The organism is Ewingella sp. S1.OA.A_B6 (genome assembly GCF_049889095.1).
In the GTDB taxonomy this organism is placed as follows: Bacteria; Pseudomonadota; Gammaproteobacteria; order Enterobacterales; family Enterobacteriaceae; genus Ewingella.
This window is the reverse complement of sequence record NZ_JBLJFK010000014.1, coordinates 50903-77439: the sequence shown is the minus strand read 5'-3', so window position 1 is coordinate 77439 and position 26537 is coordinate 50903. Positions and strand designations below refer to the sequence as shown.

25 protein-coding genes are annotated in these 26537 nt (G+C 53.2%); 14 read left to right on the top strand and 11 right to left on the bottom strand.

What is annotated here, in order from left to right; translation table 11 throughout:
* On the bottom strand, positions 1–1311 hold the full coding sequence (locus ACMV8I_RS19100; RefSeq protein WP_498866780.1) for a glutamine amidotransferase-related protein: 1311 nt from the start codon (positions 1309–1311) through the stop codon (positions 1–3).
* Between the two features lie 299 nt (positions 1312–1610).
* Here ACMV8I_RS19100 and ACMV8I_RS19095 point away from each other — a divergent pair, with 299 nt between their 5' ends.
* Positions 1611–2120, top strand: a complete 510-nt coding sequence (locus ACMV8I_RS19095; protein ID WP_498866779.1) for a DUF1993 domain-containing protein — start codon at positions 1611–1613, stop codon at positions 2118–2120.
* Positions 2121–2195: 75 nt separating this feature from the next.
* Here ACMV8I_RS19095 and ACMV8I_RS19090 read toward each other — a convergent pair whose 3' ends face one another.
* Together ACMV8I_RS19090 and ACMV8I_RS19085 are read right to left on the bottom strand one after the other, a co-directional pair.
* The gene (locus ACMV8I_RS19090) at positions 2196–2969 is read right to left on the bottom strand and encodes an amidohydrolase (protein ID WP_498866778.1); all 774 of its coding nucleotides are present in this window, start codon (positions 2967–2969) and stop codon (positions 2196–2198) included.
* On the bottom strand, positions 2957–4117 hold the full coding sequence (locus ACMV8I_RS19085; RefSeq protein WP_498866777.1) for a pyridoxal phosphate-dependent aminotransferase: 1161 nt from the start codon (positions 4115–4117) through the stop codon (positions 2957–2959). The genes ACMV8I_RS19090 and ACMV8I_RS19085 overlap by 13 nt, the downstream gene beginning before the upstream one ends.
* A 165-nt stretch (positions 4118–4282) precedes the next feature.
* Here ACMV8I_RS19085 and ACMV8I_RS19080 point away from each other — a divergent pair, with 165 nt between their 5' ends.
* Genes ACMV8I_RS19080 through ACMV8I_RS19070 form a run of 3 tightly spaced genes read left to right on the top strand, consistent with a single transcriptional unit; the run spans position 4283 to position 6138 of the window.
* Complete coding sequence (locus tag ACMV8I_RS19080) at positions 4283–4897, top strand: methylthioribulose 1-phosphate dehydratase (RefSeq protein WP_498866776.1); 615 nt, start codon at positions 4283–4285, stop codon at positions 4895–4897.
* Complete coding sequence (mtnC, locus tag ACMV8I_RS19075) at positions 4894–5580, top strand: acireductone synthase (protein ID WP_498866775.1); 687 nt, start codon at positions 4894–4896, stop codon at positions 5578–5580. Before ACMV8I_RS19080 ends, mtnC begins: the two co-directional genes overlap by 4 nt.
* A 12-nt stretch (positions 5581–5592) precedes the next feature.
* Complete coding sequence (locus ACMV8I_RS19070; RefSeq protein ID WP_498866774.1) at positions 5593–6138, top strand: 1,2-dihydroxy-3-keto-5-methylthiopentene dioxygenase; 546 nt, start codon at positions 5593–5595, stop codon at positions 6136–6138.
* Positions 6139–6848: 710 nt separating this feature from the next.
* On the opposite strand, the gene ACMV8I_RS19065 is transcribed toward ACMV8I_RS19070, so the two are convergent.
* The 4 genes from ACMV8I_RS19065 to mtnA all read right to left on the bottom strand — a co-directional run bounded on the left by ACMV8I_RS19065 (position 6849) and on the right by mtnA (position 9915).
* Complete coding sequence (locus ACMV8I_RS19065; protein WP_498866773.1) at positions 6849–7508, bottom strand: DUF799 domain-containing protein; 660 nt, start codon at positions 7506–7508, stop codon at positions 6849–6851.
* Positions 7505–7882, bottom strand: a complete 378-nt coding sequence (locus ACMV8I_RS19060) for a DUF4810 domain-containing protein (protein ID WP_498866772.1) — start codon at positions 7880–7882, stop codon at positions 7505–7507. Before ACMV8I_RS19060 ends, ACMV8I_RS19065 begins: the two co-directional genes overlap by 4 nt.
* A gap of 15 nt (positions 7883–7897) precedes the next feature.
* Positions 7898–8563, bottom strand: a complete 666-nt coding sequence (locus ACMV8I_RS19055) for a CsgG/HfaB family protein (protein WP_498866771.1) — start codon at positions 8561–8563, stop codon at positions 7898–7900.
* Positions 8564–8886: 323 nt separating this feature from the next.
* Positions 8887–9915, bottom strand: a complete 1029-nt coding sequence (gene mtnA, locus ACMV8I_RS19050) for an S-methyl-5-thioribose-1-phosphate isomerase (protein ID WP_498866770.1) — start codon at positions 9913–9915, stop codon at positions 8887–8889.
* A gap of 112 nt (positions 9916–10027) precedes the next feature.
* Here mtnA and mtnK point away from each other — a divergent pair, with 112 nt between their 5' ends.
* Both mtnK and ACMV8I_RS19040 read left to right on the top strand, forming a co-directional pair.
* Positions 10028–11227, top strand: coding sequence for an S-methyl-5-thioribose kinase (mtnK, locus tag ACMV8I_RS19045; RefSeq protein ID WP_498866769.1), 1200 nt, complete (start codon positions 10028–10030; stop codon positions 11225–11227).
* Positions 11228–11333: 106 nt separating this feature from the next.
* Complete coding sequence (locus tag ACMV8I_RS19040; protein ID WP_498866768.1) at positions 11334–11858, top strand: YehS family protein; 525 nt, start codon at positions 11334–11336, stop codon at positions 11856–11858.
* A 108-nt stretch (positions 11859–11966) separates the two neighbouring features.
* On the opposite strand, the gene fadE is transcribed toward ACMV8I_RS19040, so the two are convergent.
* Positions 11967–14423: an acyl-CoA dehydrogenase FadE gene (gene fadE / locus ACMV8I_RS19035; protein WP_498866767.1), complete on the bottom strand. Its 2457-nt coding sequence runs from the start codon at positions 14421–14423 to the stop codon at positions 11967–11969.
* Positions 14424–14671: 248 nt separating this feature from the next.
* Between fadE and lpcA the strand changes: the two genes are divergently transcribed.
* Both lpcA and ACMV8I_RS19025 read left to right on the top strand, forming a co-directional pair.
* Complete coding sequence (gene lpcA, locus ACMV8I_RS19030; RefSeq protein ID WP_498866766.1) at positions 14672–15253, top strand: D-sedoheptulose 7-phosphate isomerase; 582 nt, start codon at positions 14672–14674, stop codon at positions 15251–15253.
* A 26-nt stretch (positions 15254–15279) separates the two neighbouring features.
* Positions 15280–16047 carry a class II glutamine amidotransferase gene (locus ACMV8I_RS19025; protein ID WP_498866765.1) on the top strand — a complete coding sequence of 256 codons (768 nt, stop codon included), beginning with the start codon at positions 15280–15282 and terminating at the stop codon, positions 16045–16047.
* Here ACMV8I_RS19025 and dpaA read toward each other — a convergent pair.
* Positions 16018–16743: a peptidoglycan meso-diaminopimelic acid protein amidase gene (gene dpaA, locus ACMV8I_RS19020; protein WP_498866764.1), complete on the bottom strand. Its 726-nt coding sequence runs from the start codon at positions 16741–16743 to the stop codon at positions 16018–16020. The genes ACMV8I_RS19025 and dpaA overlap by 30 nt on opposite strands.
* 254 nt (positions 16744–16997) lie before the next feature.
* Entirely contained in the window at positions 16998–17894 is an 897-nt protein-coding gene (locus ACMV8I_RS19015; protein WP_498866763.1) for a glycerophosphodiester phosphodiesterase family protein, read from the bottom strand.
* A gap of 238 nt (positions 17895–18132) precedes the next feature.
* Here ACMV8I_RS19015 and dinB point away from each other — a divergent pair, with 238 nt between their 5' ends.
* Complete coding sequence (gene dinB, locus ACMV8I_RS19010; protein WP_498866762.1) at positions 18133–19191, top strand: DNA polymerase IV; 1059 nt, start codon at positions 18133–18135, stop codon at positions 19189–19191.
* A gap of 137 nt (positions 19192–19328) precedes the next feature.
* On the opposite strand, the gene pepD is transcribed toward dinB, so the two are convergent.
* Positions 19329–20789: a beta-Ala-His dipeptidase gene (gene pepD, locus ACMV8I_RS19005; RefSeq protein WP_498866761.1), complete on the bottom strand. Its 1461-nt coding sequence runs from the start codon at positions 20787–20789 to the stop codon at positions 19329–19331.
* Positions 20790–21252: 463 nt separating this feature from the next.
* On the opposite strand from pepD, the gene gpt reads away from it, so the two are divergent.
* The 5 genes from gpt (at position 21253) to proA (ending at position 26516) form a co-directional block, all read left to right on the top strand.
* Entirely contained in the window at positions 21253–21711 is a 459-nt protein-coding gene (gene gpt / locus ACMV8I_RS19000; protein ID WP_498866760.1) for a xanthine phosphoribosyltransferase, read from the top strand.
* 570 nt (positions 21712–22281) lie between these two features.
* On the top strand, positions 22282–23529 hold the full coding sequence (gene frsA, locus ACMV8I_RS18995; RefSeq protein ID WP_498866759.1) for an esterase FrsA: 1248 nt from the start codon (positions 22282–22284) through the stop codon (positions 23527–23529).
* A 63-nt stretch (positions 23530–23592) separates the two neighbouring features.
* The gene (gene crl, locus ACMV8I_RS18990; RefSeq protein ID WP_498866758.1) at positions 23593–23994 is read left to right on the top strand and encodes a sigma factor-binding protein Crl; all 402 of its coding nucleotides are present in this window, start codon (positions 23593–23595) and stop codon (positions 23992–23994) included.
* Between the two features lie 141 nt (positions 23995–24135).
* Entirely contained in the window at positions 24136–25239 is a 1104-nt protein-coding gene (proB, locus tag ACMV8I_RS18985) for a glutamate 5-kinase (RefSeq protein WP_498866757.1), read from the top strand.
* Between the two features lie 23 nt (positions 25240–25262).
* Entirely contained in the window at positions 25263–26516 is a 1254-nt protein-coding gene (proA, locus tag ACMV8I_RS18980; protein WP_498866756.1) for a glutamate-5-semialdehyde dehydrogenase, read from the top strand.
* Positions 26517–26537: the final 21 nt, after the last annotated feature.

Here is a 26537-nt window from a genome sequence, read left to right as displayed (position 1 = left end):
TTAAATGACGCCAGATCCGTTAAATTCACTGCCATAAATAGATGCCATCGAAAAACAGGGCTGTTTCAGCCGCACGCTTTTAGTAAACGCGACGTGGCTGACGTCGCGCTGATGGTTAGATTGGCGGACCTGTTGCAGGAAGGCCATCAGCAATGGGCTGGGGCGTTCGCGGCGCGACTGTAAATCAGGCTGCCCCTGCACGCCGACAAAAAATGGGTGATCATGCAGTTCGATAGCTTCGGCTCCCAGGCCCTGCTCATCGATGCCGCTGACGCGCAAACCGGCGCTTTGCAACGCCTCCAGCAACTGCGGGTTGAGGCTCCAGCGCTGGTTGTAGCGCAGTGTGGCTTTGCCGCCCAGCATTTGTTCGGCGCGGCTGCCCGCCAGACTGTAAACCTGCCGATCACCAAGGCGTTGTTGCTGCGAGTTATCCTGCGGCAGGCAGGTTTGTAGCGCATTCAGCTTGCAAGGGCCGTGCATTACTACGCGGTCATGTCCCAATACCTGCTGCCCCAGTGCGGCCACCATCAAATGCATTCCCTGATTAATGCCTAACAGCGGTAGCCGGTTTTCCATCGCCCAGGTGGCGGTGGCCAGTTGTCCTGCCAGTGGGGTTTCTCCCACAGTGTTCAGCACACCCGGTAACAGAATGCCGTCGACGTCAAATAGTGTGCAGTCGAGCTGGCTACCGATAAGACTTGGCGTGACGTAAATCACTTCGATGTTCAATGCCAGTGCATCGGCGGCATCTCCTAGTGCAGCGAGCATTGCCGGATAACTGTCACGGTGTTCGGCGAAATCCCCCACTAACGCCACGCGCAGGTTTTTCCCTGCGCGCATCACCGGCTGGGCAACCGGGCCGAGCACCCAGCGTCCGAAGGCGTCGCGCCCCCAGCCGTTGCTGCGAATCTTGCCGGTGAGGGTGTCTTCGAGCTGGAATCTATCCTGCTGTTTCACTACCTGCAATAACTCTACGCTGATACCATTTTCCGCAGCAAGTCTGGTCAGTTCCTGACTTATCGGCTGGATGGATGGCACCACAATATCTTCTTTTAATGCGCGCTTTATCAAAGCGTTAAGATCAGACTCGGCGCCCGCGTCGCGACCGGTTAAGCGTTCTAGCCATACCAACCCGCTGGTCAACTGATGTCCCTGTCTGGTGACGTACTGGTGCGCATTGGCAAAACGTTTTGCATCATGAGTGACGGGCAGGTGACACAGCGGTAACGCTCGCAGTTCAGCAAGTATCGCGGCCATCGCGCCGTACAAAGCAGGTTCAGGCGTGGGGTGAGCAATAAAGGTGATGGTCATCAGTAAGCCTCTGTCAGATGTTTTTAGCGGAGAGACTTAATGCAAGAAGCGATCCAGAGTGGGGATGGCGTTATAAAATGGAGGATCGAGATGCCGGGTGGCGGCCGTTGCGTGGAGTACTCCTGTACAGATCCTGTCGCGACGTCCACGCCCCAGAGGGGCCAGAGGTATGAGGGAAATGTATCTGCGATCACAACCAGCGCATGCTGCTCCAGCGACAACACAAAAGGCCATGTGGTGATGCAGGTAACGCGCTAAGCTCAAAGCGGATTATTGTCATCACTCATTAAGGAAGCATCATGTCAGCATCACTTTATGGCAGCACTGCAGCGCAGTTTGTTCACGGTTTACACAATCTTTCAGCCCTGCTGGAAAAAGGCGCTGCCTGGGCGCAGGAAAACCGGACATCGGAAGAGACCGTGCTAAACACCCGCCTGGCAGAGGATATGTACCCGCTGGTGCGTCAGGTGCAAATCGTCAGTGATGTGTCGAAAGGTGCCGTAGCGCGGCTGGCCAGTGTGACACCGCCAGCGATGGAAGATAACGAAGTCAGTTTTGCCGATTTACAGGCGCGTATCGCCAAAACCATTCGCTTTATTGAGAGCGTAAAAGCAGAACAACTGGATGGCGACGACTCACGTCCTATCGTGGTAAAAGGCCGCAATGCGGAACATAATTTCACCGCACATAGCTACGTGATGAGCTTCGCGGTACCGAATTTTTATTTTCATCTCACCACCGCTTATAACATCCTGCGTCATCTGGGTGTGAAGCTGGGTAAGCCTGACTTTATCGGCGAGATCAAATAACTGTCATACGTCAAGTTGCAGGACCATTTTAGCTATTAATTTTTTTCCGGCCATCCTCTGGCCGGGAAATTTCCCTCAGTCCTGATGCGAAAAAATATCGGCGTCGCGCCAGGCAGGGAAGGCTTCGCGATACTGCTGTAAAGCTTCCAGCGATAATTCTGCACTGACCACCACCGAGGCACCCGGTTCGGCGCGGATTAGATTTTCACCCTGTGGATTGATGATGGCGCTGTCGCCACTGTAGTGATGGCCGTGATCGTCATCTCCGACACGGTTACAACCGGCGACATAGGCCTGATTTTCAATCGCGCGTGCGGTCAGCAGCGCCGACCAATGAAGGCTGCGTGCGGCAGGCCAGTTGGCGACATACAGCGCCAAATCGTAGTCCTGTTGATTGCGCGACCACACGGGAAAACGCAGGTCGTAACAGACCTGAGGCAGAATTCGCCAGCCCCGCCACTCCACGATTTCACGGCGTTTCCCCGCGACATAATAGTTGTGCTCACCGGACATGCGGAATAGATGACGTTTGTCGTAAAAATGTACTTTTCCCTGCGGTTCAACCAGCAGGAAGCGGTTCACTGCGCCTATTTTTGTCGTCAGTGCCACGCTGCCGCCGACCATGGCATCCCGCTTTTTCGCCCACTGCTGTAACCACTCAACGACCCGGCTTTCCGGCAGCGCCCGGTCCGGTGCCTGCATGGCAAAACCGGTGGTGAACATCTCAGGCAACACGATCAGGTCGCGGCCCGTCAATGAATCAAGCAGCTTGTCGAAGTGGGCAAGGTTGGCTTCGCCATCCAGCCAAACCAGAGGTTGCTGTAACAGAGACAGTTTTAAAGTTGGCACAGGCGCTCCGCAGCGGCGTCCAGCGTGGCTTCCTGTTTGGCAAAGCACAGCCGGATCAGTTTATGGGGGAAAGAGGCAGCGCAGAATACCGACATCGGGATTGCCGCTACGCCCACATGTTCGGTCAGCCAGTGGCAGAAGGCAACATCATCGAGATCGGAGACGTCGCTATAATCGACCAGCAGGAAATAGGTACCCGCCCCGGGCAACACTTTCAGGCGACTTTTCGCCAGCCCCTGTGCCAGCCGATCGCGTTTGGTCTGATAAAAAGCGGAAAGATCCTGCCAGTGCTGGGGCTGTTCGCGCAGCATATCGGCCAGCGCCAGTTGAACCGGTGTAGTGATGGCAAAAGTCAGATATTGATGGACTTTGCGCAGTTCTGCGCTGATGGTTGCCGGTGCCACGCAATAGCCCACACGCCATCCGGTCATATGAAAGGTTTTGCCAAACGAAGAGACGGCAATCGCGCGTTGGCGAAGTTGCGTGTGGTGCAGCACGCTGGCGTGGCCCTCTTTGGCGAAGCAGATATGCTCGTAGACCTCATCACTCAGCACAAAAATATTGCGATCCGCGATGCGCTGCCACAGCTGCTCAACATCATCATGGCTCCAGGCCGTGGCCGATGGATTATGTGGCGTATTGATAATCACCAGTTTGGTACGATCGCTCAGATTATCGGCGAAGGTGACCCAGTCGACTTTAAATTCAGGCGGTTGCAGTTGGATGCGTTTCATCACGCCGCCCGCCAGCTGTACCGCCGGTGCGTAACAGTCGTAGCTTGGGTCAAACGCGACGACTTCATCGCCCGGACCGACCAGCGCGGTGATAGCGATGTACAACGCTTCCGTGGCCCCAGCAGTGATGGTGATGTCGCTGGTGGGATCCGGCGCGTAGCCGTAAATCAGTTCGGTCTTGGCGGCGATGGCTTCGCGCAGTGCGGCGGTGCCGGTCATCGGCGCATACTGGTTTGCACCCTGGCTGACATGATGAGCCAGACGCTGTTTCAGATATTCAGGCCCGTCAAAATCAGGGAAACCCTGCGACAGGTTGATGGCATTGTGCTGCTGCGCTAAGGCACTCATTTGGGTAAAAATCGTCACGCCTGACGTGGGAAGTTTGCTCTGTGGAATTAACGCTGCTGTGCTCATAGCGGGGCCTGTCTTGCGGACGTATGTTGCTCATGATGATAACACGATGTTAAGATTTGGCAATCGAGACGCTTAGATGGCTAAATGTCATTATCGTCTAATTAATAGCTAGGCTGTATATAGGCTTTCATCTTCCCTCTTTGCCGCACAGGGCCAAGGATCATCATGTCAGAAAATAGACAACTGGGGGCATTGACCGCTGCCTGTCACTGGATTGGTCAAAAAGGCTGGAGCCCGGCGACCGGCGGCAATATGTCGGTGCGCGAGGGCCGGGAGCACTGCCTGATCAGCGAGTCCGGCAAAGATAAAGGCACGCTGACCGAACAAGATTTCCTGCTGGTAGAACTGGCCAGTGGCAAGGCTCCCTGCGGGCGCACGCCGTCGGCGGAAACCGGCCTGCATACGTTGCTATATCGTCTCTATCCGCAAGCGGGCGCAGTGCTGCATACCCATTCGGTCAATTCGACCGTGCTGTCGCGCGTGGAACGCAACGGTGCACTGGTGCTGGAAGGCTACGAAATGCAAAAATCACTGAGTGGTCAAACGACGCATCTCGACCAGATGATGATCCCCATTTTTGATAACAGCCAGGACATTCCGGCGCTGGCGCAAAAGATTGCCATTAGCGCGGAAAAAACGCCGCTGCAATACGGTTTTCTGTTGCGTGGTCACGGTCTGACTTGTTGGGGTAAAGATGTGGCCGAAGCACGTCGTCATCTTGAAGGGCTGGAGTTTCTATTCCAGTGTGAACTGCAACGCCGACTGCTGGAGGCTAAATGATCCGCGCGATTGTCATTGATATTGAAGGTACCACCACGGATATCCGTTTTGTGCATCAGGTGTTGTTCCCCTATGCCCGCGAACGGTTGGCAGAGTTTCTCCGCAGCCAGCACGGCGAGCCAGAAGTGGCAGCCGCGCTGGCTGCATTACGTGCCGAAATCGACCAGCCGCAAGCCAGTGTAGACGTACTGATCGAAAAGCTTTATGCCTTCATGGACGGCGACGTGAAGTCCACTGCGTTGAAAGTGTTGCAGGGCATAATTTGGCGCAGCGGCTATGAAAACGGCGATTTTCGCGGGCATCTCTATCCGGAGGTTGCACCGCAGTTACAGACGTGGCATCAGCAGAATCTGCGACTTTGCATCTATTCCTCAGGCTCAGTTGATGCGCAGAAATTGCTGTTCGGCTACAGCGATGAGGGCGATCTCACACCGTTGTTCAGCCACTATTTCGATACCCGTGTGGGCGCCAAGCGTGAAACCGAGTCCTACCAGAATATCGCCGAGCAACTGGTCCTGCCAGCGGAAGATTTATTGTTCCTCTCGGATATTCGCCAGGAGCTGGATGCTGCCCGTTTAGCGGGATGGCACACCTGCCAGTTGATCCGTGATGACGCCGACGCGCTAAGCGATCACCCGCAGGTCAATCGTTTTGATCAGATAGCCTTAGAAACATTCCTATAAAGAGGTTTACGCATGAGTGCTTTGACTATTTTTAGCGACCAGGATCCCTCCGCACCCATCTGGCACAGCCGTGACGGTGAGGAAATTGCAACGGAACTGAACAAGATCAACGTGCGTTTTGAGCGCTGGCAGGCAGATCGCGAACTCGGCGATAACCCGCAGCCTGCGGAGGTGATCAGCGCCTATCAGCATGAAATTGACAAGCTGGTGGCCGAGAAGGGCTATCAAAGCTGGGATGTGATCAGCATGCGTCCAGACAATGAGCAGCGCGGAGTGCTGCGCACCAAGTTCCTCTCCGAACATACTCATGGCGAAGACGAAGTGCGTTTTTTCGTTGATGGCGCAGGACTGTTTTGTCTGCATCTGGAGGGGAAAATTTTCCAGATCCTGTGCGAGAAAAATGACCTGATCTCTGTTCCTGCCAACACCCGACACTGGTTTGACATGGGCGGTTCCCCGTCATTTACCGCCATTCGCCTGTTCGATAATGTTGAAGGGTGGGTAGCGCACTTTACGGGCGATAAGATCGCGGATGGATATCCGAAGTTGGGGGAGTAAGCCTTTTAGAAAGGTTTTTAAATCTTTTAACTCTTTTAAATTCAACATCAAGACCGTGGGCGTCGGCCCACACCGACCAGAGACCCGCAGTCGCGCGGGCCTCTGGACTCCGCGCTTTTTCATGAAACACCGGCAGCTGCGCGGGTCACAATGGCCGTGTGTCAGGGACCATGATGACAGCCGCAAACTCCGCCGCTGCGCGATACTCTCATTGCGGATTACAACCCACGCAAACTGACGCGCGGTTTTCCACCGCTTATTCGACGTCGTTTTGAACGCGGCCGAGGTTTTTTCAAATTCAAATTCAAATTCAAAAAACAGGTTGTATCTGTTTTTAAAAATGTTGATGCCGCATTCAAAATATCACCGGCAAGTCGGTGGCGAGACAACATCTTTACCGTTGGCTCAAACCCGCCGCCGGGAATCGCGGAGCGATGATATTTTGCGGCTATCGCAGAGATACCTGAAACACGGCCATTGTGACTTGCGCAGCTGCTGTTTTTAAAAAACGCAGGATTGTTAAGGGCCGCGTTTACGGCCCTTAACCCGGTGTGGGCCGGCGCCCACGGTCTTGAACTGAAAAAACGAGCTCGGATCGTAACCCGAGCCCCGCCCGGTGTGGGCCGGTGCCCACGACCTTGACCTTGAACTGAAAAAACGAGCTCGGAGCGAAACCCGAAACCAACCGGTTTGGGCGGCAGCCCACTAACTTAGCGAGCCGCTTCTTTCCCGTAGTTCGCAGAACGCGGTCCATACAACAGTCCGTTAGAGCTACCAGAGCTGAGCAGGCGGCTGCTGGTTACGGCAGCCACATCATGGCTCTTATCGCTCAGGGTATTGGCGACTTGGTTGACTGCGGCTTGGACCAGTATGCCGATAATGCCGTTATTGCCACTACTCTGTTCATTGCTGGAGGCCGTAGCACTGCCGGTCCACAGTACTTTGCCGTTACGCAGGTCAATCAGTTTGGCATTAGCCGTGATGCGCGCTTCACTGGAGATGACCTTATAGCTGCTGCCGTAATCGGTGATATCGATATACAGCGCTGCGTCGGCACCGAAGATTTGACGCAGTTTCGTGACGCTAACGGCGCGAATGTCTTCCGGCGAAGTCATGCCGTTTTGTTTGAAGGTTTCGTCCACCACCGCAACCGGGAAAACATAATAACCATCTTCAGCCAATGGCAGCGTAACAACCGATGACACACTGTGGCTGGCGTTGATATCAGGAGAATGGTTTACCGGCGGCAATACCAAAATGGATTTCGGTTTGCTCTCTTTAAACGCGGTGTAATCGTAGGATACCGGTTTGGCACAGCCGGTTAATACCAGTGTGATTAATGCCGCCGTCAGCAGGAATAAACGTTTCATTTGATGCTCCCTTTATTTTTTTTCAGCAGGAAATCCATATATGCCGCTGACTCTGGAAATAATGTTTTCTCAGTATTGAATTCCTGGAATGCTTGATCGGTATTGCCGGTATTGGCATAAAGCAATCCAAGTTGGGCATGCAGGCCAGGAGGAACCAGTTTATTAGTGGCGCGGGATTTCTCAATAGACTCTTTCAGCGAGGCAATTTGCTGCTCTGGCCCCACCTTATCACTCTGATAATACTGATAAACTGTCGTCTGATATTGATCCCAGTTATAGATGTTTTTAGGCTGCGTCGCGCAACCCGCCAATACTAGTAACAACATCGCCAGACCGCTTTTTTGCCACGCATTTTTTTGTTCAATGAATTTCATGATTATTTCCGTATATTAATTAGCAGGACGCCATGCGCCGCTTTCGATTCCATTCACCAGATTGTTCACCGCTTCGCGGATCGCCAGGTCGAGTACTTTGCCATTTAAGGTGGAGTCATAACTTGCCGTGCCGCCGAAACCAATAATTTCTCGGTTTGAAAGGCTGTATTCGCCCGCGCCCTGCGAAGAATAAACCACTTCTGACGTTTGCACATTGACCACGTTAAGATTGACTTTTGCATAGGCAATTTGCTGTTTGCCTCGGCCGAGAATGCCCCACAACTGGTTATCGCCGACTTCTTTACGACCAAATTCAGTTACATCGCCGGTGATGATGTAGTTGGCACCTTTCAGCGTCTGAGCCTGGCCTTTGATACCGGCTTCTTCTTTGATCTCATCCATATTGGTGCGATCCAGAACGTTGAAGCGTCCGGTTTGTTGCAGGTCAGTGACCAGCAGCGTTTTGGACTGATTTCCCAGACGATCGACACCGTCAGAGAAAATCCCGCTCATATAGCTTGAGCGATTATCAAACTTGCCAACCGCAATTGGACTACGCTGACCGTTATATTGCGTGTTGTAAGAGGCCACTTTTGCCACTTCTAAAGAACGTGAAGACTCCGTTGCACAACCACTCAGTGTTGCAGCGGCAACCAGCGCAATGAATAGTGTTTTTCTCATGTACCTACCCTTTATCCCTATAGATTAGTTTTATTTACAAAAAGCCGCTCTTTATGCAGTCGATAAGTTCAACGTAAAGAACCGTTAGTTATTATCGGCTAATTTATGAAGAACATGAATATTATTCATAGGAATCAATCCCTGTGAAGGTCATAGCCACATGTATAAAAAGGGCAAAGGATAGTAGCACCAAATGTCATTTTGGGATCTAAAATTGTTATTTTGGGGAAGATGAGAGCGGGGGAAACAGACAATCATCCTTTTAACTTATGTATTTTATTGGCAATGAGAAAAAGGGGCGAGGAGTTTCTCACCCGATGGCTTCATTTTAATGGGGCCTGGAACACCCCTTGCTGAACCTGAGCTGGGCTGACTACGCCGACATCGAGTACCCATCCGCTGATTAAGGCTGCGGGCGTAACGTCAAAGGCTGGATTGTAAACGTTAGCATTCAGCGGTGCCCATTGCACTGAACCAAAGCTGCCAGAGACACCGGTGACTTCACGCGGATCTCGCTGTTCTATGGGAATGGCGGCACCGTTCGGGCAGTGCGGATCGTGGGTGGTGTGTGGCGCAGCAACGTAAAACGGAATGCCGTGATATTTCGCCAATACTGCCAGACTGTAGGTACCAATCTTATTCGCGACGTCACCGTTGGCGGCGATGCGGTCAGCACCGACCCAGATGGCATCAACTTTACCCAGTGCCATTAGGCTGGCTGCCATCGAGTCACAAATCAGCTGATAAGGAATGCCCAACTCGCCGAGTTCCCAGGCGGTTAAACGCCCGCCCTGCAACAGTGGTCGTGTCTCATCTACCCAAACTTGCTGAACATTCCCTTGCTGGTAAGCGCGGGAAATCACCCCAAGCGCAGTCCCTACGCCCGCTGTCGCCAGGCCACCGGTGTTGCAGTGCGTCAGCAGGCAACTGCCCGGTTTGACCAGCCCGGCGCCGTGGTCAGCAATACTGGCACACAGCGCTTTATCCTCTTCCACCAGACGTAGCGCCTCATTTACCAGCTTCACAATGAAATCAGGTTGTTCCAGCGGGACCTTCATACGTTCCAGATTATTCATCAGGTTAACGGCGGTCGGTCGGGATTGGCGCAATGCTTCCAGCGCCTGGTACAACTGCGGCCTGGGCATTCCGCCCTCAGCCAGCAGCGCTAACAGCAGGCTGGCTGATAGGCCAATCAGCGGTGCGCCGCGAACGCGTAAGGTGCGGATATGATCAACCAGCGCGGTGACATCTGCGCAGGGGAGCCAGTCAGATTGCTGGGGAAGTGCCTGTTGATCGAGGATCCACAGCTGATTTTCATGAATTCGTAAACTGGTAGTGGTGAGATTTTTCATTGTGGTTAAACCTTTGTTGCCCAGTTGCATCTATTTGCTTATTCTGCCAACATGCTTTACGGATGTATAGACGTCTGGATGTTTTATTGAGAATTGAATTCGAGAGGTCGCGATGTCCCGCTATTATACGTTTACTGCTGCAGATGCCGTTGAATATGCCCGTCAGTTTGGCGGAGTGTCCGATCCTCAGTCCCTGGTTTCCGCTGACGAAATTGGCGATGGTAACCTGAACCTGGTGTTTAAAATCCGCGATATCGCAGGCGTCAGCCGGGTGATCGTCAAACAGGCCTTGCCTTATGTGCGCTGTGTCGGTGAGTCGTGGCCGCTGACGCTAGACCGGGCGCGCATTGAAGCCGAAACGCTGGTCGCGCACGGCACGTTTTCCCCACAGCATACGGTGAAAGTGTTACACCATGACGCAGAACTGGCTGTGATGGTGCAGGAAGATCTCTCCGATCACGCTATCTGGCGCAGCGAGCTGGTACAGGGCAAATATTATCCGCAGGCTGCCAGTCAGTTGGGGGAATATCTGGCGCAAACGCTGTTTCATACTTCCGATTTTTATCAGAATGCCCAGTTCAAGAAAGCCGAAGTGGCGCGCTTTACCAATCCTGAACTTTGTCAGATCACCGAAGATCTGTTTTTCACCGATCCTTACGTTGATCACGAACGCAATAATTTCGCGCCAATTTTACAGCCGGAAGTCGATGCCCTGCGTGCCGATAAATCGCTGCGTCTGGCGGTGGCGTCACTCAAACACCGTTTTCTCAGTAAGGCCGAAGCGCTGTTGCATGGTGACATTCACAGTGGCTCGATTTTTGTGGCTGACGGTAAACTGAAAGCCATCGATGCGGAGTTCGGCTTTTACGGACCATTAGGATTTGATCCGGGTTCGGTCATGGGAAATTTACTGCTCAATTATTGTGGTTTACCGGGGCTGGTGGCGGTGCGCGAGGCCGCTGATGGGCGCGAGCAGCGTCTGAATGATTTACGCGTGCTGTGGCTCAGCTTCTCGGAAGGTTTCTTGCGGCTGGCACGCGATAAAACGCAGGACCCATCACTGGCGGAAGAGGGCTATGCGGCGCAGTTCCTGCAACAGGTTTGGCATGACTCGGTAGGGTATTGCGGCGCTGAGTTGATCCGCCGCACCATCGGTCTGGCACACGTTGCCGATCTCGACGCCATCAAAGATGATGCCATGCGCGCCGATTGCCAGCGCCATGCCTTGAGTCTGGGGCAGAAGCTTATTTTGACAGCGCCGCAGATTGGCGATATTGAATCGTTGATTGCCCGTATCCGTCAGTTCAGCTAAACCGATCCTTTTCTTGTATAATGCCCGGCTTCGAGGTGCGAACATTATTTAGGGTGTAGGCCCGGTGGCATTTCCTCGGTTTACTCCATACAGGAATACAAGAATTATGATGCATAACGATGTCTTGCGCAGCGTGCGCCACATGCTGGATTTAAGCGAAGGCAAACTGATTGAAATCCTTAAAACGACAGGTACTCCCGTCAGCCCGGAAGTCATGTCGCGCTATCTGAAGAAAGATGACGAAGAAGATTACATGGAAGTGCCAGACGAAGTGATGAGTAACTTCCTGAACGGCTTGATCACGTTCAAACGTGGCAAAGATGACCGTTTCCCGGTGCCGGAAGTGGAAAAACGCGTGACCAATAACATCATGCTGAAAAAACTTCGCGTGGCATTCGAACTGAAAACCGAAGATATGTTGAGCGTCCTGGCTGCGGCTGACTTCAAGATGGCCGAAGGCGAATTGAGCGCATTTTTCCGCAAGGAAGGCCACAAGAACTACCGCCCATGCGGCGATCAGGTTCTGCGTTATTTCCTTAAAGGTCTGACCGCGCGTGTACGTCCGCAAACGCAAAAGCCCGCTCAAAAGCCAACGCAAAAACCAGCCCAAAAGCCAATCAAAAAAAGCTAAAAACGTTTCCTCTGAAACGGGTGCGGTTAACTGTTGAATAGAAAAGCCTGAGTGTTTACCGCACTCAGGCTTGTTGCTATTAAGGGTAAGGGCCGGGTTGAAAAGGCGCTATGCCGCTTCAGTGTGGCGCGGTTTCGCTTCCTTCTTTACTTCAGGCTGCTGCTTTTTTGCTGCCAGTTCATCTGCTTCAAATTCGTCGACGTTAATCGAGCGCAGACGACTCTCTTCTGCACGGCTTAGAATACGGGCTTCGTCGGGGGTCAGATGACCGGCGTCAAGACCTTGCTGTGCCAGAATGTCCAGACGGGTAAATGAAAGTTTCTTGCCCATCGCGTCACTCAGGCGTTTATGCACCGGTTCTGCGGCGATGATGTCGGCCAGTGCGGCTTCCAGTTGGCCAATCGGATTGTTTTCGCTGGCTTCGAAGAACTGACCGCGTCCAATGCGGCTGCGGGTGGCTGACGGTACCTGCAGAATGCGCGCCAACTGGTGATCTAACTGGTCAGACGGTGCAGAGTGCGCACGGCCCAGCGGGAAGATAACCAGGCGCATTACCCCGGCGATAAAGCCGTTCGGGAAGTTGCGCAGCAGATCGTCAATGGCGATTTCTGCCTGATTCAGACAATCTTGCACGCCCCAATGCACCAGCGGCAAATCAGCTTCGTGACGGCCTTCTTCTTCATAACGTTTCAGGGTCGCGGTGGCTAAATACATCTGGCTAAGAATATCGCCAAGACGCGCCGAGATACGCTCGCGACGCTTCAGACTGCCGCCCAGCACGCCCATCGAAATATCCGACAGCAGCGCAAGGTTAGCGCTCAGGCGGTTGATGTGCTGGTAGTAACGCGCCGTGGCGTCTTTGGCTGGTGTGACGCTGGTGCGGCCATTCGTCAGGCCGAGCCAGAAGCTGCGCATGTTGTTGCTGCCGACGTGGCCGATATGACCGAACAGCGCGCGGTCGAAATCTTGCAGGTTATTGCTTTCTGCCGCGGCCATCTCACTCAATACGTAAGGGTGACAGCGGATAGCACCCTGACCGAAGATGATCATACTGCGTGTCAGGATATTGGCGCCTTCCACGGTGATAGCAATCGGTGCGCCCTGATAAGCACGGGCCACGAAGTTGCTTTTACCGAGCATGATGCCTTTACCGCCGGTAATATCCATGGCGTCCATCACCGCACGCTGGCCGCGATGGGTACAGTGATATTTCACGATAGCCGACAGCACCGCGGGTTTTTCACCGAGCATGATGCCGTTGGTGATAAGCGTTGCGGCGGCATCCATTACGTAAGCGTTGCCGGCAATGCGCGCCAGTGGCTCTTCGATCCCTTCCATTTTACCGATCGGCAATTTGAACTGACGGCGTATATACGCATAAGCGCCGGTCGCCAGAGCCAGTGATTTCAGGTTGCCGGTCGCGTTAGAAGGCAGGGTGATGCCACGGCCAACCGACAGGCATTCAACTAACATACGCCAGCCCTGACCGGCCATTTTTGGTCCGCCGATGATGTAATCGATAGGCACGAAAATATCGTTGCCGCGCGTCGGGCCATTCTGGAACGGCACGTTCAGCGGGAAGTGGCGATGGCCGATCTCCACGCCCTGCGTGTCCGTAGGGATCAGCGCACAGGTGATGCCTGGCTCAGTGGTCTCGCCCAACAGGTGATCCGGGTCTTTCAGTTTAAATGCCAGACCGAGCACGGTGGCGATAGGTGCCAGTGTGATATAGCGTTTGTTCCACGTCAGGCGCATACCCAGCACCTCTTCGCCTTCCCACTGGCCCTTACACACGATGCCAACGTCAGGAATGGCACCGGCGTCTGAACCCGCTTCAGGGCTGGTCAGGGCAAAGCAAGGAATCTCCAGGCCCTGTGCCAGACGTGGCAGATAGTGATCTTTTTGCGCATCCGTCCCGTAATGTTGCAGCAGCTCGCCGGGGCCGAGGGAGTTAGGCACCCCAACGGTGATGGCCAGAATACCTGAGACACCGGACAGTTTCTGCAAGACGCGGGCCTGAGCATAAGCGGAGAAATCCAGACCGCCGTACTCTTTCTTGATGATCATTGCGAAGAAGCGATGCTTTTTCAGATAAGCCCACAATTCTGGTGGCAGATCCGCCAGCTCATGGGTAATTTCGAAATCATTGGCCATGCGGCAGGCTTCTTCCACCGGGCCATCAATGAATGCCTGTTCTTCCTCGGTCAGGCGCTGCTGCGGATAATCCTGCAACTTTTTCCAGTCCGGTGTGCCGCTGAACAGATCGCCTTCCCACCAGGTGGTACCCGCTTCGATAGCCTCTTTTTCCGTGCGTGACATGCTCGGCATCACTTTACGGAAGGTACGCAGGGCCGGAGCGGAGAACAGCGAACGGCGCAGTGCCGGAAGATTGAAGGGCAACAACATGATCACCAGTGGCGCCAGCAGCCATAGCGTCCATAAATTAATTGCACCCATGGCGGCGATAAACGCCACGATCACCAGGCTGCTTAATGGCAAATTGATGCGGTGGTAGAACAACACACCGATAATAAACAGTAGGGCGACAATGCTAATAATCATCATGATAAAACTCCTGAGTTGTAGGAGGTCTGACCTGTTAGGTGGATGTATTGGTTTTAGTCCAGGTCTATTTCTTTATCAACTAATTTACATCTTAATTACAACTTGGCTCACAAACCGACAGCACGAAGGGCTAAAAGCGGAAACTATCAGATTCATTACCGCTTCATTGCTTCTCGGTGTTTCGGCGATCCGTTACACTGCAAAACGGAACATCTTATTTACTACTAATGGACATAAAAGAGGCTGCCATGTACCAGGATATTATCCGTAGTGAACTGAACGAAGCTGCTGACACGCTGAACAAATTCATCAGCGACCCGGCTAACATTGACTCAATTCAACGTGCTGCCGTGATGCTGGCGGATTCCTTCAAAGCAGGCGGGAAAGTAATTTCTTGCGGTAATGGCGGATCGCACTGCGACGCCATGCACTTCGCCGAAGAGCTGACCGGTCGTTACCGTGAAAATCGCCCTGGTTATCCGGCAATCGCAATTTCAGACGTCAGCCATATCTCCTGCGTAGGTAACGATTTCGGCTTTGACCATATTTTCTCACGCTATGTCGAAGCGGTTGGCCAGAAAGGCGACGTACTGTTTGGCATCTCAACGTCTGGCAACTCCGCCAATGTGATCAAAGCCATTGAAGCGGCGCGTGCTAAGGGCATGAAAGTGATCACCCTGACCGGCAAGAACGGCGGCAAGATGGACGGATCCGCCGATGTGGAAGTTCGGGTGCCGCATTTCGGCTTCGCCGATCGCGTGCAGGAAGTTCACATTAAAGTGATTCATATCCTAATTCTGTTGATCGAAAAAGAGATGGCGAAGGCATAAGACCTTTGTTGTAAAGGAGGCTGGTGATGTGCGAGTTGCTCGGGATGAGCGCTAATATTCCTACTGACATCTGTTTTAGTTTCAGTGGATTAGTGCAGCGCGGTGGCGGTACAGGTCCGCATAAAGATGGCTGGGGCATTACTTTCTACGAAGGTAACGGCTGCCGCACCTTTAAAGATCCGCAACCGAGTTTTAATTCGCCCATCGCTCGCCTGGTTCAGGAGTATCCGATCAAATCCTGCGCGGTGATTTCGCATATCCGTCAGGCCAACCGCGGTGAAGTGTCGCTGGAAAATACCCATCCGTTTACCCGTGAACTCTGGGGCCGCAACTGGACTTATGCTCATAACGGCCAATTGCGCGGTTATCGTCAGCTGGTTACCGGCACGTTACGCCCAATAGGCCAGACCGACAGTGAATTTGCCTTCTGCTGGCTGCTGCATAAACTGACCGAGCGCTATCCGCGCACACCGGGAAACTGGCCGTCAGTGTTTCGCTATATTGCATCATTGGCTGACGAGTTACGGCAGAAGGGCGTGTTTAACATGCTGCTGTCGGACGGGCGTTTCGTGATGGCCTATTGTTCCACCAATCTGTATTGGATCACCCGGCGGGCGCCGTTTGGTAAGGCAACGTTGTTGGATCAGGACGTGGAAATTGATTTTCAGCAGCAGACGACACCCAATGATGTCGTCACGGTGATCGCCACTCAACCTCTTACGGGTAACGAAACCTGGAACAAAATTGCGCCAGGCGAGTTCGCATTATTTCACTGTGGTGAACGCCAGCTGTGATGCCAGCGGGATCACTTTCACCGGTTGAGTCAGCACATACTTACCTGCGCTGACCACCACGTTCGGTGGAATATGGTTTTTCTGGAAATAGTCGTAGCCGGGTTTCAGCTCATTCCAGAAACTGATGTATGAAGAGCTTTTATGCGCCACCATGTTGGCGTCGGTCATGCGGAATGGATAAATGCTGATCTGCACGTTACGCTGACCAAACTGGAAGGCTGCCTGCACGTAAGTGAAAATTTCATCCATATACTGGTCAGTCATCGCATAACAGCCGATGGACTTACAGTTACCGTGGATCATCAAGTATTTGCCGGAATAACCCTGAGCCATGTCGTAATCATTCGGAAAGCCGATGTTAATCGCGCGATAGAATTTGCTGTCAGGTTTTAAGTGATGCATATCTACGCTGTAAAAACCTTCCGGACTTTTGAAATCCCCTTCGCGGCGTTTATTCCCTAAGCCGCCAGAAAAATCACAAATACCGTATGTGCCAATCAGGCGATATTCACCCTGAAGTTCGGCATAAAGTTCAAGCTTACGTTCCTGCTTGAAGATTTGAATATAGACGGGGGAACCTAATAGCTTTTGCTTAAGTGCCTGATTTACCGGGACGGGCTCACTGGCGGCCGCTGTTCCGAGGGTAAATAAAGGTAAACTGAGGAGCATCGCAAGTAACAGCGCGATTCTAATCATTCTTCTTCCTGCTAATAAAATAGTTCTGATTATTTTGTCTACAGATACAAAGATCTTTAAGACCGCCACTGATGTACAATCGGCACTTAACATGCTTGATTTGCTGCCATCTTAATACTGATGGTTTTTTTAGCAATGGCGCTGATAATAATTTTAGTTATAAATTAATAAAAAATGGGAGAGATTGTTTTTTATACCGCTGCTGTGTCGGAATACGTGCGATATCCCGGCATTGCTGCCGGGAACGAGTGTCGTTAACGCGGGATCTTTTTGAAGTCAGCCGGGGAGTTCACCAGAACGCCGTCGGCGTGTAATTTTTTGGCCTGTTGATAATCTGTCTGGTTGTTTATGCCAATCAAAATAATGTGGGCCTTGCCCTGAGAACGGAAACACTCCATAGCTTCTTTATCCCATTCAAGCGTGGCTTTTGAGCGCGCTTCACCGAGTGTATATTTCTCCACCACTTCCACCTCGCGCTTCATTTCCAGCGCATACCAGCGCTCTTTCTTATCCGGTTGAATCTGGCACTGATGGGCCATGGTGATATTGGCAAGCACGGTACGGGTCAAATCACGGCTTTCAAAACGTGGTAACCCTGCGGGCAGCGCTTCAAGATATTTTGTATCAGTCGAGTAGATACGGGTTCTCGCCAGGCTGTGTGTCTCTTTCAGTACGCTGTTCAGCGCTGCCGCCATTTTTTCCGGAGCAGCATCCGGGGTTTTGATGTCGATATAAAATTGGGTTTTCGGAAAAGCGTTTAAAATACTCTCCAATGTTGGAATACCGATATTTTTCCCACGATATGGATGTATCTCGCCGGAACCGAATGCCCATCCGGCATCTACCTTGGCCAACTCTGTCGCGGTAAATTGGGAGATCGGCCCCTGCTGATTGGTCAGAGTTTTCAAATCGGAAGGACGGTAAAGTACCGGCACGCCATCTTTTGACAGCTGCACAGTGATCCAGATGGCATCAGCACTATTTTCAAGCGCCAACGTGATGGCGGGAAGCGTGTTTTCAGGCGCGTCGGCGGTACCGCCCCGGTGGGCGATAATCTGCGGGGCATGCATACCCGTTGCGGCGAAAGTCACCGGCGACAACAAACAGCCGGATAATAATGTGCTTAGCAATAGGCGGGATGGGTTTTTCATCTTGGCGGGTTCCATTTAGCTGAAGGATGATACCCGGCCAATATACGGAGCGATTGTTGTATTAATATTAAAGTGATCGGAAAAAATGTTTATAAATTAATAATTAATCTTTATTTCCTCGCGTTATTCATGGAGTGAATGAGGGATTTTTCAAATCTATTTACGCTTATGAGTTGAAGATGACTCACTTGAGTTCTCTTATTTTAACTGTATACTTATACAGTTATTGGGGAGGGGTATGCGCAAAATTATTCACGTTGATATGGACTGCTTCTTTGCTGCCGTGGAAATGCGCGACGATCCTTCCCTGCGTGATATTCCGATAGCCATCGGCGGTAGCCGCGACCGCCGGGGTGTCATCAGCACTGCCAATTACCCTGCACGTAAATTCGGTGTGCACAGTGCGATGCCTACCGGCATGGCGCTGAAACTCTGCCCGCATCTCAAAGTGATCCCAGGCAGAATGGAAGCTTATAAAGAAGCTTCAAACCATATCCGTGAAATTTTCTCCCGCTATACTTCCCTGATTGAACCGCTGTCGCTGGATGAAGCCTATCTGGATGTTTCAGAGACCACGTTATGCAGCGGTTCGGCGACGCTGATTGCTGCTGAGATCCGCCAGACGATTTCCGATGAAATAAACCTTACGGCTTCGGCCGGCATCGCGCCGATTAAATTTCTGGCGAAGATCGCCTCCGATCTCAATAAGCCCGATGGACAATATGTAATAACGCCCGACCAGGTGGCCGGCTTTCTGCTGGATCTGCCGCTGAGCAAAATTCCCGGCGTAGGCAAAGTGACGGCACAGCGTCTGCAGGAGCGCGGTCTGAAGACCTGCGGCGACGTGCAACGCTATGACCTGGCGCTGTTGCTGAAAAACTTCGGTAAGTTTGGGCGTGTCTTGTGGGAACGCTGTCAGGGAATTGATGAGCGGGGTGTGTCACCGGAGCGGCTGCGCAAGTCAGTCGGTGTGGAGCGCACGCTGGCGGAGGATATTCACAGCTGGGAAGAGTGCGTCACGTTGATTGAACGGTTGTTTCCTGAACTCGAAACACGTCTAAGCCGTGTCAGTCCAGACCTGCGCATTGCACGACAAGGCATCAAGCTTAAATTCCATGACTTCCAGCAGACCACTCAGGAACACGTCTGGCCGGTGCTAAATAAAGAGGATTTACTGAAAGTAGCGCGGGAAGCCTGGGAACAGCGGCGCGACGGTCGGGGCGTAAGGCTGGTCGGTTTACATGTCACATTGCAGGATCCGCAAATTGAGAGGCAGTTGCTGCTCCCCTGGGAATAAATCAGGCGTTGGCTTTCGCACCTCTCTGCGAAAAAAGGCTGGGAGGAGGTTTGGCTCTGGCGACTCAGCACCTGAAACCCACACCCCATCCCAACCTTTCCCCCCGAGAGAGGCGAAGGCTGGGAAAGGGTTAACAATCAGTTCTTTTCAGGGATCGCTTTCAGCAGCGCCGTCAGCAGTTGCCAGTAGAGGCCAACACTTTCGATATGTACCTGCTCATCCGGCGAGTGTGGCCCGGTGATGGTCGGCCCGATGGAGACCATGTCCATGTCAGGGTACGGTTTTTTGAACAGACCGCATTCCAGACCGGCGTGGATCACCATGATGTTAGGGGTTTTATCGAACAGTTGCTGGTAGGTTTCGCGCACCAGCGTCATCACCGGTGAGCTTGGCTCAGGTTTCCAGCCAGGGTAGCTCCCTTTTGCCAATGTCCTGGCGCCAGCCAGTTTGCCGAGTGAATCAAGCATACTCACCACGTACTCTTTACCGCTGTCGATAAGCGAACGGATCAGGCAGTTGATCGCCACTTCGTCGTCTTTCATGGTGACAACGCCGACGTTCAGTGAGGTTTCAACCACGCCTTTAACGTCATCGCTCATGCGGATCACGCCGTTTGGCGTTGCGTTTAGCAGCGCGATAAAACCGTTCTGGCTTGCTACGTTCAGCACTTTTGCAGGGCTTTCAACCGCTTCAATCACCAAGGCAATTTTCTTCTCGACCGCAGACAGTTCAAACTGAAGAGTGGCGAGGAATTCCTGCACAGCCGCTTTAAGTGCGTCAGCATTAGCCGCAGACACCGCCAGCGTCGCGATAGCTTCACGTGGGATGGCGTTACGCAGCGTACCGCCGGTGAAGTCCATCAGGCGCAGACCGAGGCTCTCGGCGTGCTCCGCGAGGAAACGTGCCAGCAGTTTGCTGGCGTTACCGAGGCCAAGGTGAATTTCAGCGCCGGAGTGGCCGCCTTTCAGCCCTTTCAGCGTCAGCTTCAGCGTAGCGTACCCAGCAGGTAAGGCTTCGCGGGTCAGGGGCAGGGTGGAGGTGAAATCAATCCCGCCTGCGCAACCCATGTAGATTTCGCCTTCGGTTTCTGAGTCGGTGTTGATCAAGATCTCAGACTGTAACCAGTTCGGCTGCAGGCCAAATGCGCCGGCCATGCCGGTCTCTTCGGTCATCGTCAGCAGGACTTCCAGAGGGCCGTGCTCAACCGAGTCATCCGCGATCACCGCCAGTGCAGAGGCCAGACCGATGCCGTTGTCGGCACCCAGTGTGGTGCCACGGGCTTTTACCCAGCCGTTGTCGACGTAGGCCTGGATGGGGTCTTTAGTGAAATCATGAACGGTATCGTTATTCTTTTGCGGCACCATGTCGAGGTGGGCTTGCAACGCCACCGGCTTGCGGTTTTCCATGCCTTTAGTCGCAGGTTTGCGCAGCAGAATATTACCGACTTCGTCACGCTCAGCGTGAATCCCTTTTTCCTGCGCCCATTCAACGATGTGTTTCGCCAGGGCTTCTTCATGGTAAGAAGGATGCGGAATGGAACAGACTTTGGCAAAAATATCCCACAGCGGCTGTGGCGAAAGTTGAGACAGTTCAGACACTATAAGTCTCCTGTAACAGTCAGCTCAGTCAGGTGCAGTGTGCAGGTGAACTGATAGAGAAACTGTAGGTTTAAGATTAAGTAAGACCCGCCAGACGTTGTAGCGAGTGGTCTGACACAATATCACTTAATCTTAACCTGTGCGCGTACGCGGGGAGAAAATCCGGGTTTTTTGGGCGCTGGCTTCCAGATAACCGCTGGTTTTTATGAGCTGAAATCACTATAATCCCGCGCAACCTTTTTCCCCGAATACACCCGTCATACGTCAAATTGCAGATGCGTTGGCTGCGTTCGTTCACCCGAATCACTGATTTATGTCAGCTCATCGGGATTCGTTCACTTGCCGCGTTATAGGGGTCAGCGCTAAGCGCTGTTCAAAATGCCGCTGGTATTTTGTCCTGCAATTCGAATTATTTAGGGTTTAAATTTTTAAAAGCCGTCAATTCACTGGCTGGGACACCTATATGAGCGAAAAATACGTTGTAACCTGGGATATGCTGCAAATCCATGCCCGCACCATGGCAAAGCGCCTGCTGCCGGCAGAACAGTGGACTGGCATTATTGCGGTCAGCCGTGGCGGTCTGGTTCCTGCGGCTCTGCTGGCGCGAGAACTGTGCATTCGTCATGTTGATACCGTCTGCATCTCCAGCTACGACCATGATAATCAGCGCGACATGCACGTGCTGAAACGCGCAGAAGGTGACGGCGAAGGCTTTATCGTGATCGACGATTTGGTAGATACCGGCGGGACCGCCAAAGCTATCCGCGAGATGTACCCGAAAGCCCATTTTATTACCATTTTCGCTAAACCCGCCGGTGCGCCGCTGGTTGACGATTATGTCATCGACATTCCGCAAGACACCTGGATTCAGCAGCCGTGGGATATGGGCGTGGTGTTTGTTCCCCCATTAGTTGGCCAATAATCCTCGTCATCCTTCTTGCTGTCTCTGCGTTGGCTGCCTTCATTCGCCCCAGTCACATACTGATGTATGCTCCCGGGGACTTATTCAGTTGCCGCCTTGATACAACAAGAATGATTTAGAGGATTTCAAGGTTCCCGTCATCCTTCTTGCTGTCTCTGCGTTGGCTGCCTTCATTCGCCCCAGTCACATACTGATGTATGCTCCCGGGGACTTATTCAGTTGCCGCCTTGATACAACAAGAATGATTTAGAGGATTTCAAGGTTCCTGTCATCCTTCTTGCTGTTTTTGCGTTGGCTGCCTTCATTCGCCCCAGTCACATACTGATGTATGCACCCGGGGACTTATTCAGTTGCCGCCTTGATACAACAAGAATGATTTAGAGGATTGCCATGATGATCCTCTTAAAGAACGCCTGGCTAAATGCCGGGCGTTTTGCTTTGGTTTTTCTGGTCGGATATAAAGCGGGATCCTATCGCGCTTGACCTGTCTCTTGTCTTGCCGCAACGTACTTCCTATATAGAGATGGCAGAATAACACTCATATCGCTTGCAAACGGAGGACACTGCACCATGGCGCCTGTCAACCTTACGGAAAAACTGTTTAAACCTACCTTTAAATATCCTGAGACGTCGACGCTGGTTAATCGCGTTCATCATCAAAGTAATGGCTCGCTGCATTCCGCGCTGGAGGGGGACTCTGCACCCTGCTGGTATCGCACGATCAATCGTCTTATGTGGTTATGGCGCGGCGTTAATCCGATTGAAGTGGAAGAAGTGTTATCGCGTATTGCGGTGTCGACTTCCAAACACAGCGACGAGCGACTGCTGGATACGGTGATTGGTTATCGCAGCGGTAACTGGATCTACGAATGGTCGCAGCAGGGGATGGCCTGGCAGCAAAAGGCGCAGGAGGCGAAGGATGTTAATCTGGCCAGCGAGTACTGGCTCAACGCCGCTAACCTTTACAGCATCGCCGGTTACCCGCATCTGAAAGGCGATACGTTGGCTGAACAGGCGCAGGTGCTGGCAAACAAAGCCTTCGAACAATCTGCGCTGCATTCGCCGTACCAACTGAAAGAGATCGACTTTGCCATCGAAGGCGGGGCATCGATCACCGGTTTCCTGCATTTGCCGAATGAAGGTAAAGCGCCATTCCCGACCGTGATGGTGTGCGGCGGTCTGGACACCTTACAGAGTGACCATCAGCGCCTGTTCCGCGAATATCTGGCGCCGCGTGGCATTGCCATGTTGACCATTGACATGCCGTCGCTCGGTTTTTCCATCAAATGGAAACTGACCCAGGACACCAGCTTCCTGCATCAGCAGGTGCTGGCACAGTTGAGCGACGTTGTCTGGGTTGATGCCACCAAAATTAGCCTGGTTGGTTTCCGCTTTGGTGCTAACGTGGCAGTGCGTTTGGCCTATCTTGAACCACGCCGAGTGCGTGCCGTAGCGACGCTCGGCGCGCTGGTGCATACCTTGCTTTGTGACGCCAAATGTCAGGAGAAAGTGCCGGACATGCACATGGACGTGCTCGCCAGCCGCCTGGCTATGTCGAATGCCTCCGACAGCGCGCTGAAGACCGAACTAAATCGATATTCTCTGAAGACGCAGGGTTTACTCGGGCGCCGGACCCCCACGCCAATGCTAGCCGGTTACTGGGAGAACGATCCTTTCAGTCCTAAGGAAGAATCGAAGCTAATTGTCGATTCGTCTGCCCAGGGTAAGCTGTTAACCATCAAGCCGGAGCCGCTTTTCCGTAACTTTGATCGTGCATTACATGAGATCAGCGACTGGCTAGTAGCGAGAATGCGCTAACTTAACAGTTGCTAATTTTTAACGTTTTGCTAAAAAGGATGGCTTACATATGGAGGTTGTACAATGACGTTACCAAGTGGTCATCCTAAAAGCCGGCTAATGAAACGTTTCGGTACTCTGGGGCCTTATATCCGCGAAGGAAAATGCGAGCACGATCGCTTTTTCTTTGACTGTCTGGCGGTCTGCGTAGACGCAAAACCTGCGCCTGAGAAACGTGAGTTCTGGGGCTGGTGGATAGAACTGCAGGCTGAAGCTGAACGTTTTACTTATATCTATCACTTTGGATTATTTGATAAAGACGGAAACTGGAAGACCAAAAACATTAAAAATTCTGAAGTTAAGGACAAGCTGGAGACCACGCTGCGCGGTTTCCACAAGAACCTCAACGCCATGATTGTTGATATGTCATTAAAGCTTGAACCTGCCGAAAATTTCAGTGACGAACCATTGAAGCTGTCAGCCTGACGTTAACGCTTCACCCTGAATTAACTCTGTTATCCGGCGTTATGCCTTCGGGCATAACGCTTCTCTCCTTTTCCAAAGACAACCACCCACCTCTTCATTTAAACTCTGTTCAATACTTTTATTTCAAACGGCAGAATGATTATGAGTGGCAGCCAAACCTTGGTTGTAAAACTGGGCACCAGCGTGCTCACCGGCGGCTCCCGTCGCCTTAACCGGGCTCACATTGTTGAGCTGGTCCGCCAATGTGCGCAGCAACATGCTGCCGGGCACCGAATTGTGATTGTAACGTCGGGCGCGATTGCCGCCGGGCGCGAACATCTGGGTTACCCTGAACTTCCCGCCACCATCGCCTCAAAACAACTGCTGGCTGCGGTCGGACAAAGCCGTTTGATCCAACTGTGGGAACAGCTGTTTTCCATTTATGGCATCAATATCGGTCAGATGCTGCTGACCCGCGCCGATCTGGAAGACCGCGAGCGCTTCCTCAATGCGCGCGATACCATGAATGCGCTGCTCGATAACCACATCGTACCGGTGATCAACGAAAACGATGCGGTGGCGACGGCCGAGATTAAAGTCGGCGACAACGACAACCTGTCAGCGCTGGCGGCGATCCTCGCCGGAGCCGACAAACTGCTGTTGCTGACTGACCAGCCGGGCCTGTTTACCGCCGATCCGCGTACTAATCCGGAAGCTGAGTTAATTCGCGAGATCACCGCCATCGACGATGCCCTGCGCGGCATTGCCGGTGACAGCGTATCTGGCCTCGGTACGGGCGGCATGGCCACCAAATTACAGGCCGCAGACATTGCCTGCCGTGCGGGTATCGATACCATTATTGCCGCAGGCAGCCTGCCGGGCGTGATCAGCGACGTGATCAAAGGCGTCTCCGTTGGCACCCGTTTCCACGCCATGCAAACGCCGCTGGAGAGCCGCAAACGCTGGATCTTCGGCGCACCACCGGCGGGTGAAATTACCATTGATGACGGCGCGGTTGCCGCCATGCTTGAGCGCGGCAGTTCGCTGTTGCCGAAGGGCATTCGTGAGGTTAAAGGCGATTTCTCACGCGGTGAAGTGATCCGCATCATCAGCCTGGCCGGTCGCGATCTAGCCCACGGCGTCAGCCGTTATAACAGCGACGCCATGCGCATGATTGCCGGTCACCATTCCCAGCAGATCAGCGATATCCTCGGTTACGAGTACGGTCCGGTTGCCGTACACCGTGACGACATGATTGTCAGTTAAGAGTGTCAAATAAGGAAATTCCCATGTTGAACGCAATAGGCAAGGCCGCCAGACAGGCCTCCTACCAGCTTTCCACCCTCAGCACCGCAGAGAAAAACCGTGCGCTGCTGACGATTGCCGACAAGCTCGAGGCCAACGCCCAGAGCATTATTCAGGCCAATGAACGGGATATGTCCGCCGCGCGTGAAAGCGGCATGACCGAGGCGCTGCTGGATCGTCTATTGCTGACGCCCGCCCGCTTATCCGCGATTGCCAGCGACGTGCGTGACGTCTGCCGTCTGAGTGACCCGGTAGGGCAGCTGATTGATGGCTCAACTCAGGACGGCGGGCTGAAGCTCGAACGCCGCCGGGTGCCGCTGGGCGTGGTCGGCGTGATTTACGAAGCGCGGCCTAATGTCACCATCGACGTCGCCAGCCTGTGTCTGAAAACCGGCAACGCGGCGATTCTGCGCGGCGGTAAAGAGACGCATCATACCAATCAGGCCACGGTGAAAGTGATCCAGCAGGCGCTGGAGCAGTGCGGATTGCCAAAGGCTGCGGTACAGGCCATCGACAGCCCGGACCGTGCGCTGGTGGCCGAGATGCTGCGGCTGGATAAATACATCGACATGCTGATCCCTCGCGGCGGCGCAGCGCTGCACAAACTGTGCCGCGAGCAGTCCACCATTCCGGTGATCACCGGCGGCATTGGCGTGTGCCATACCTTCGTTGATGAAAGTGTGGATTTCGCCAAAGCACTGACCGTGATTGAAAACGCCAAAGTGCAGCGCCCGAGCGCCTGTAACAGCCTCGAAACGCTGCTGGTACATCAGGCCATTGCCGCCCAATTTCTGCCGGAACTGAGTGCTAAAATGCACGCCGCCGGCGTAACGCTGCACGCAAGTCGAGCCGCCATGCCGCATTTGCAAAATGGCCCGGCGAAGGTGGTGGCAGTTGTGGAAGAAGATTACTCGGACGAATGGCTGTCGCTGGATCTGAACGTGACCGTCGTCGCCGACATTGACGCGGCCATCGCGCATATCCGCGCTTACGGCACCGAACACTCCGACGCGATCCTCACCCGCTCCATCAGCCAGGCCGACCGCTTTGTGAATGAAGTCGACTCCTCGGCAGTTTACGTCAACGCCAGCACCCGCTTCACCGACGGCGGCCAGTTTGGCCTCGGCGCAGAAGTGGCGGTCAGCACCCAAAAACTCCACGCCCGCGGCCCGATGGGATTAGAAGCCCTGACCACCTATAAGTGGATTGGTTATGGGGATGATTTAGTGCGTCCGTAATCGAAGAATGAAGAGTATTTG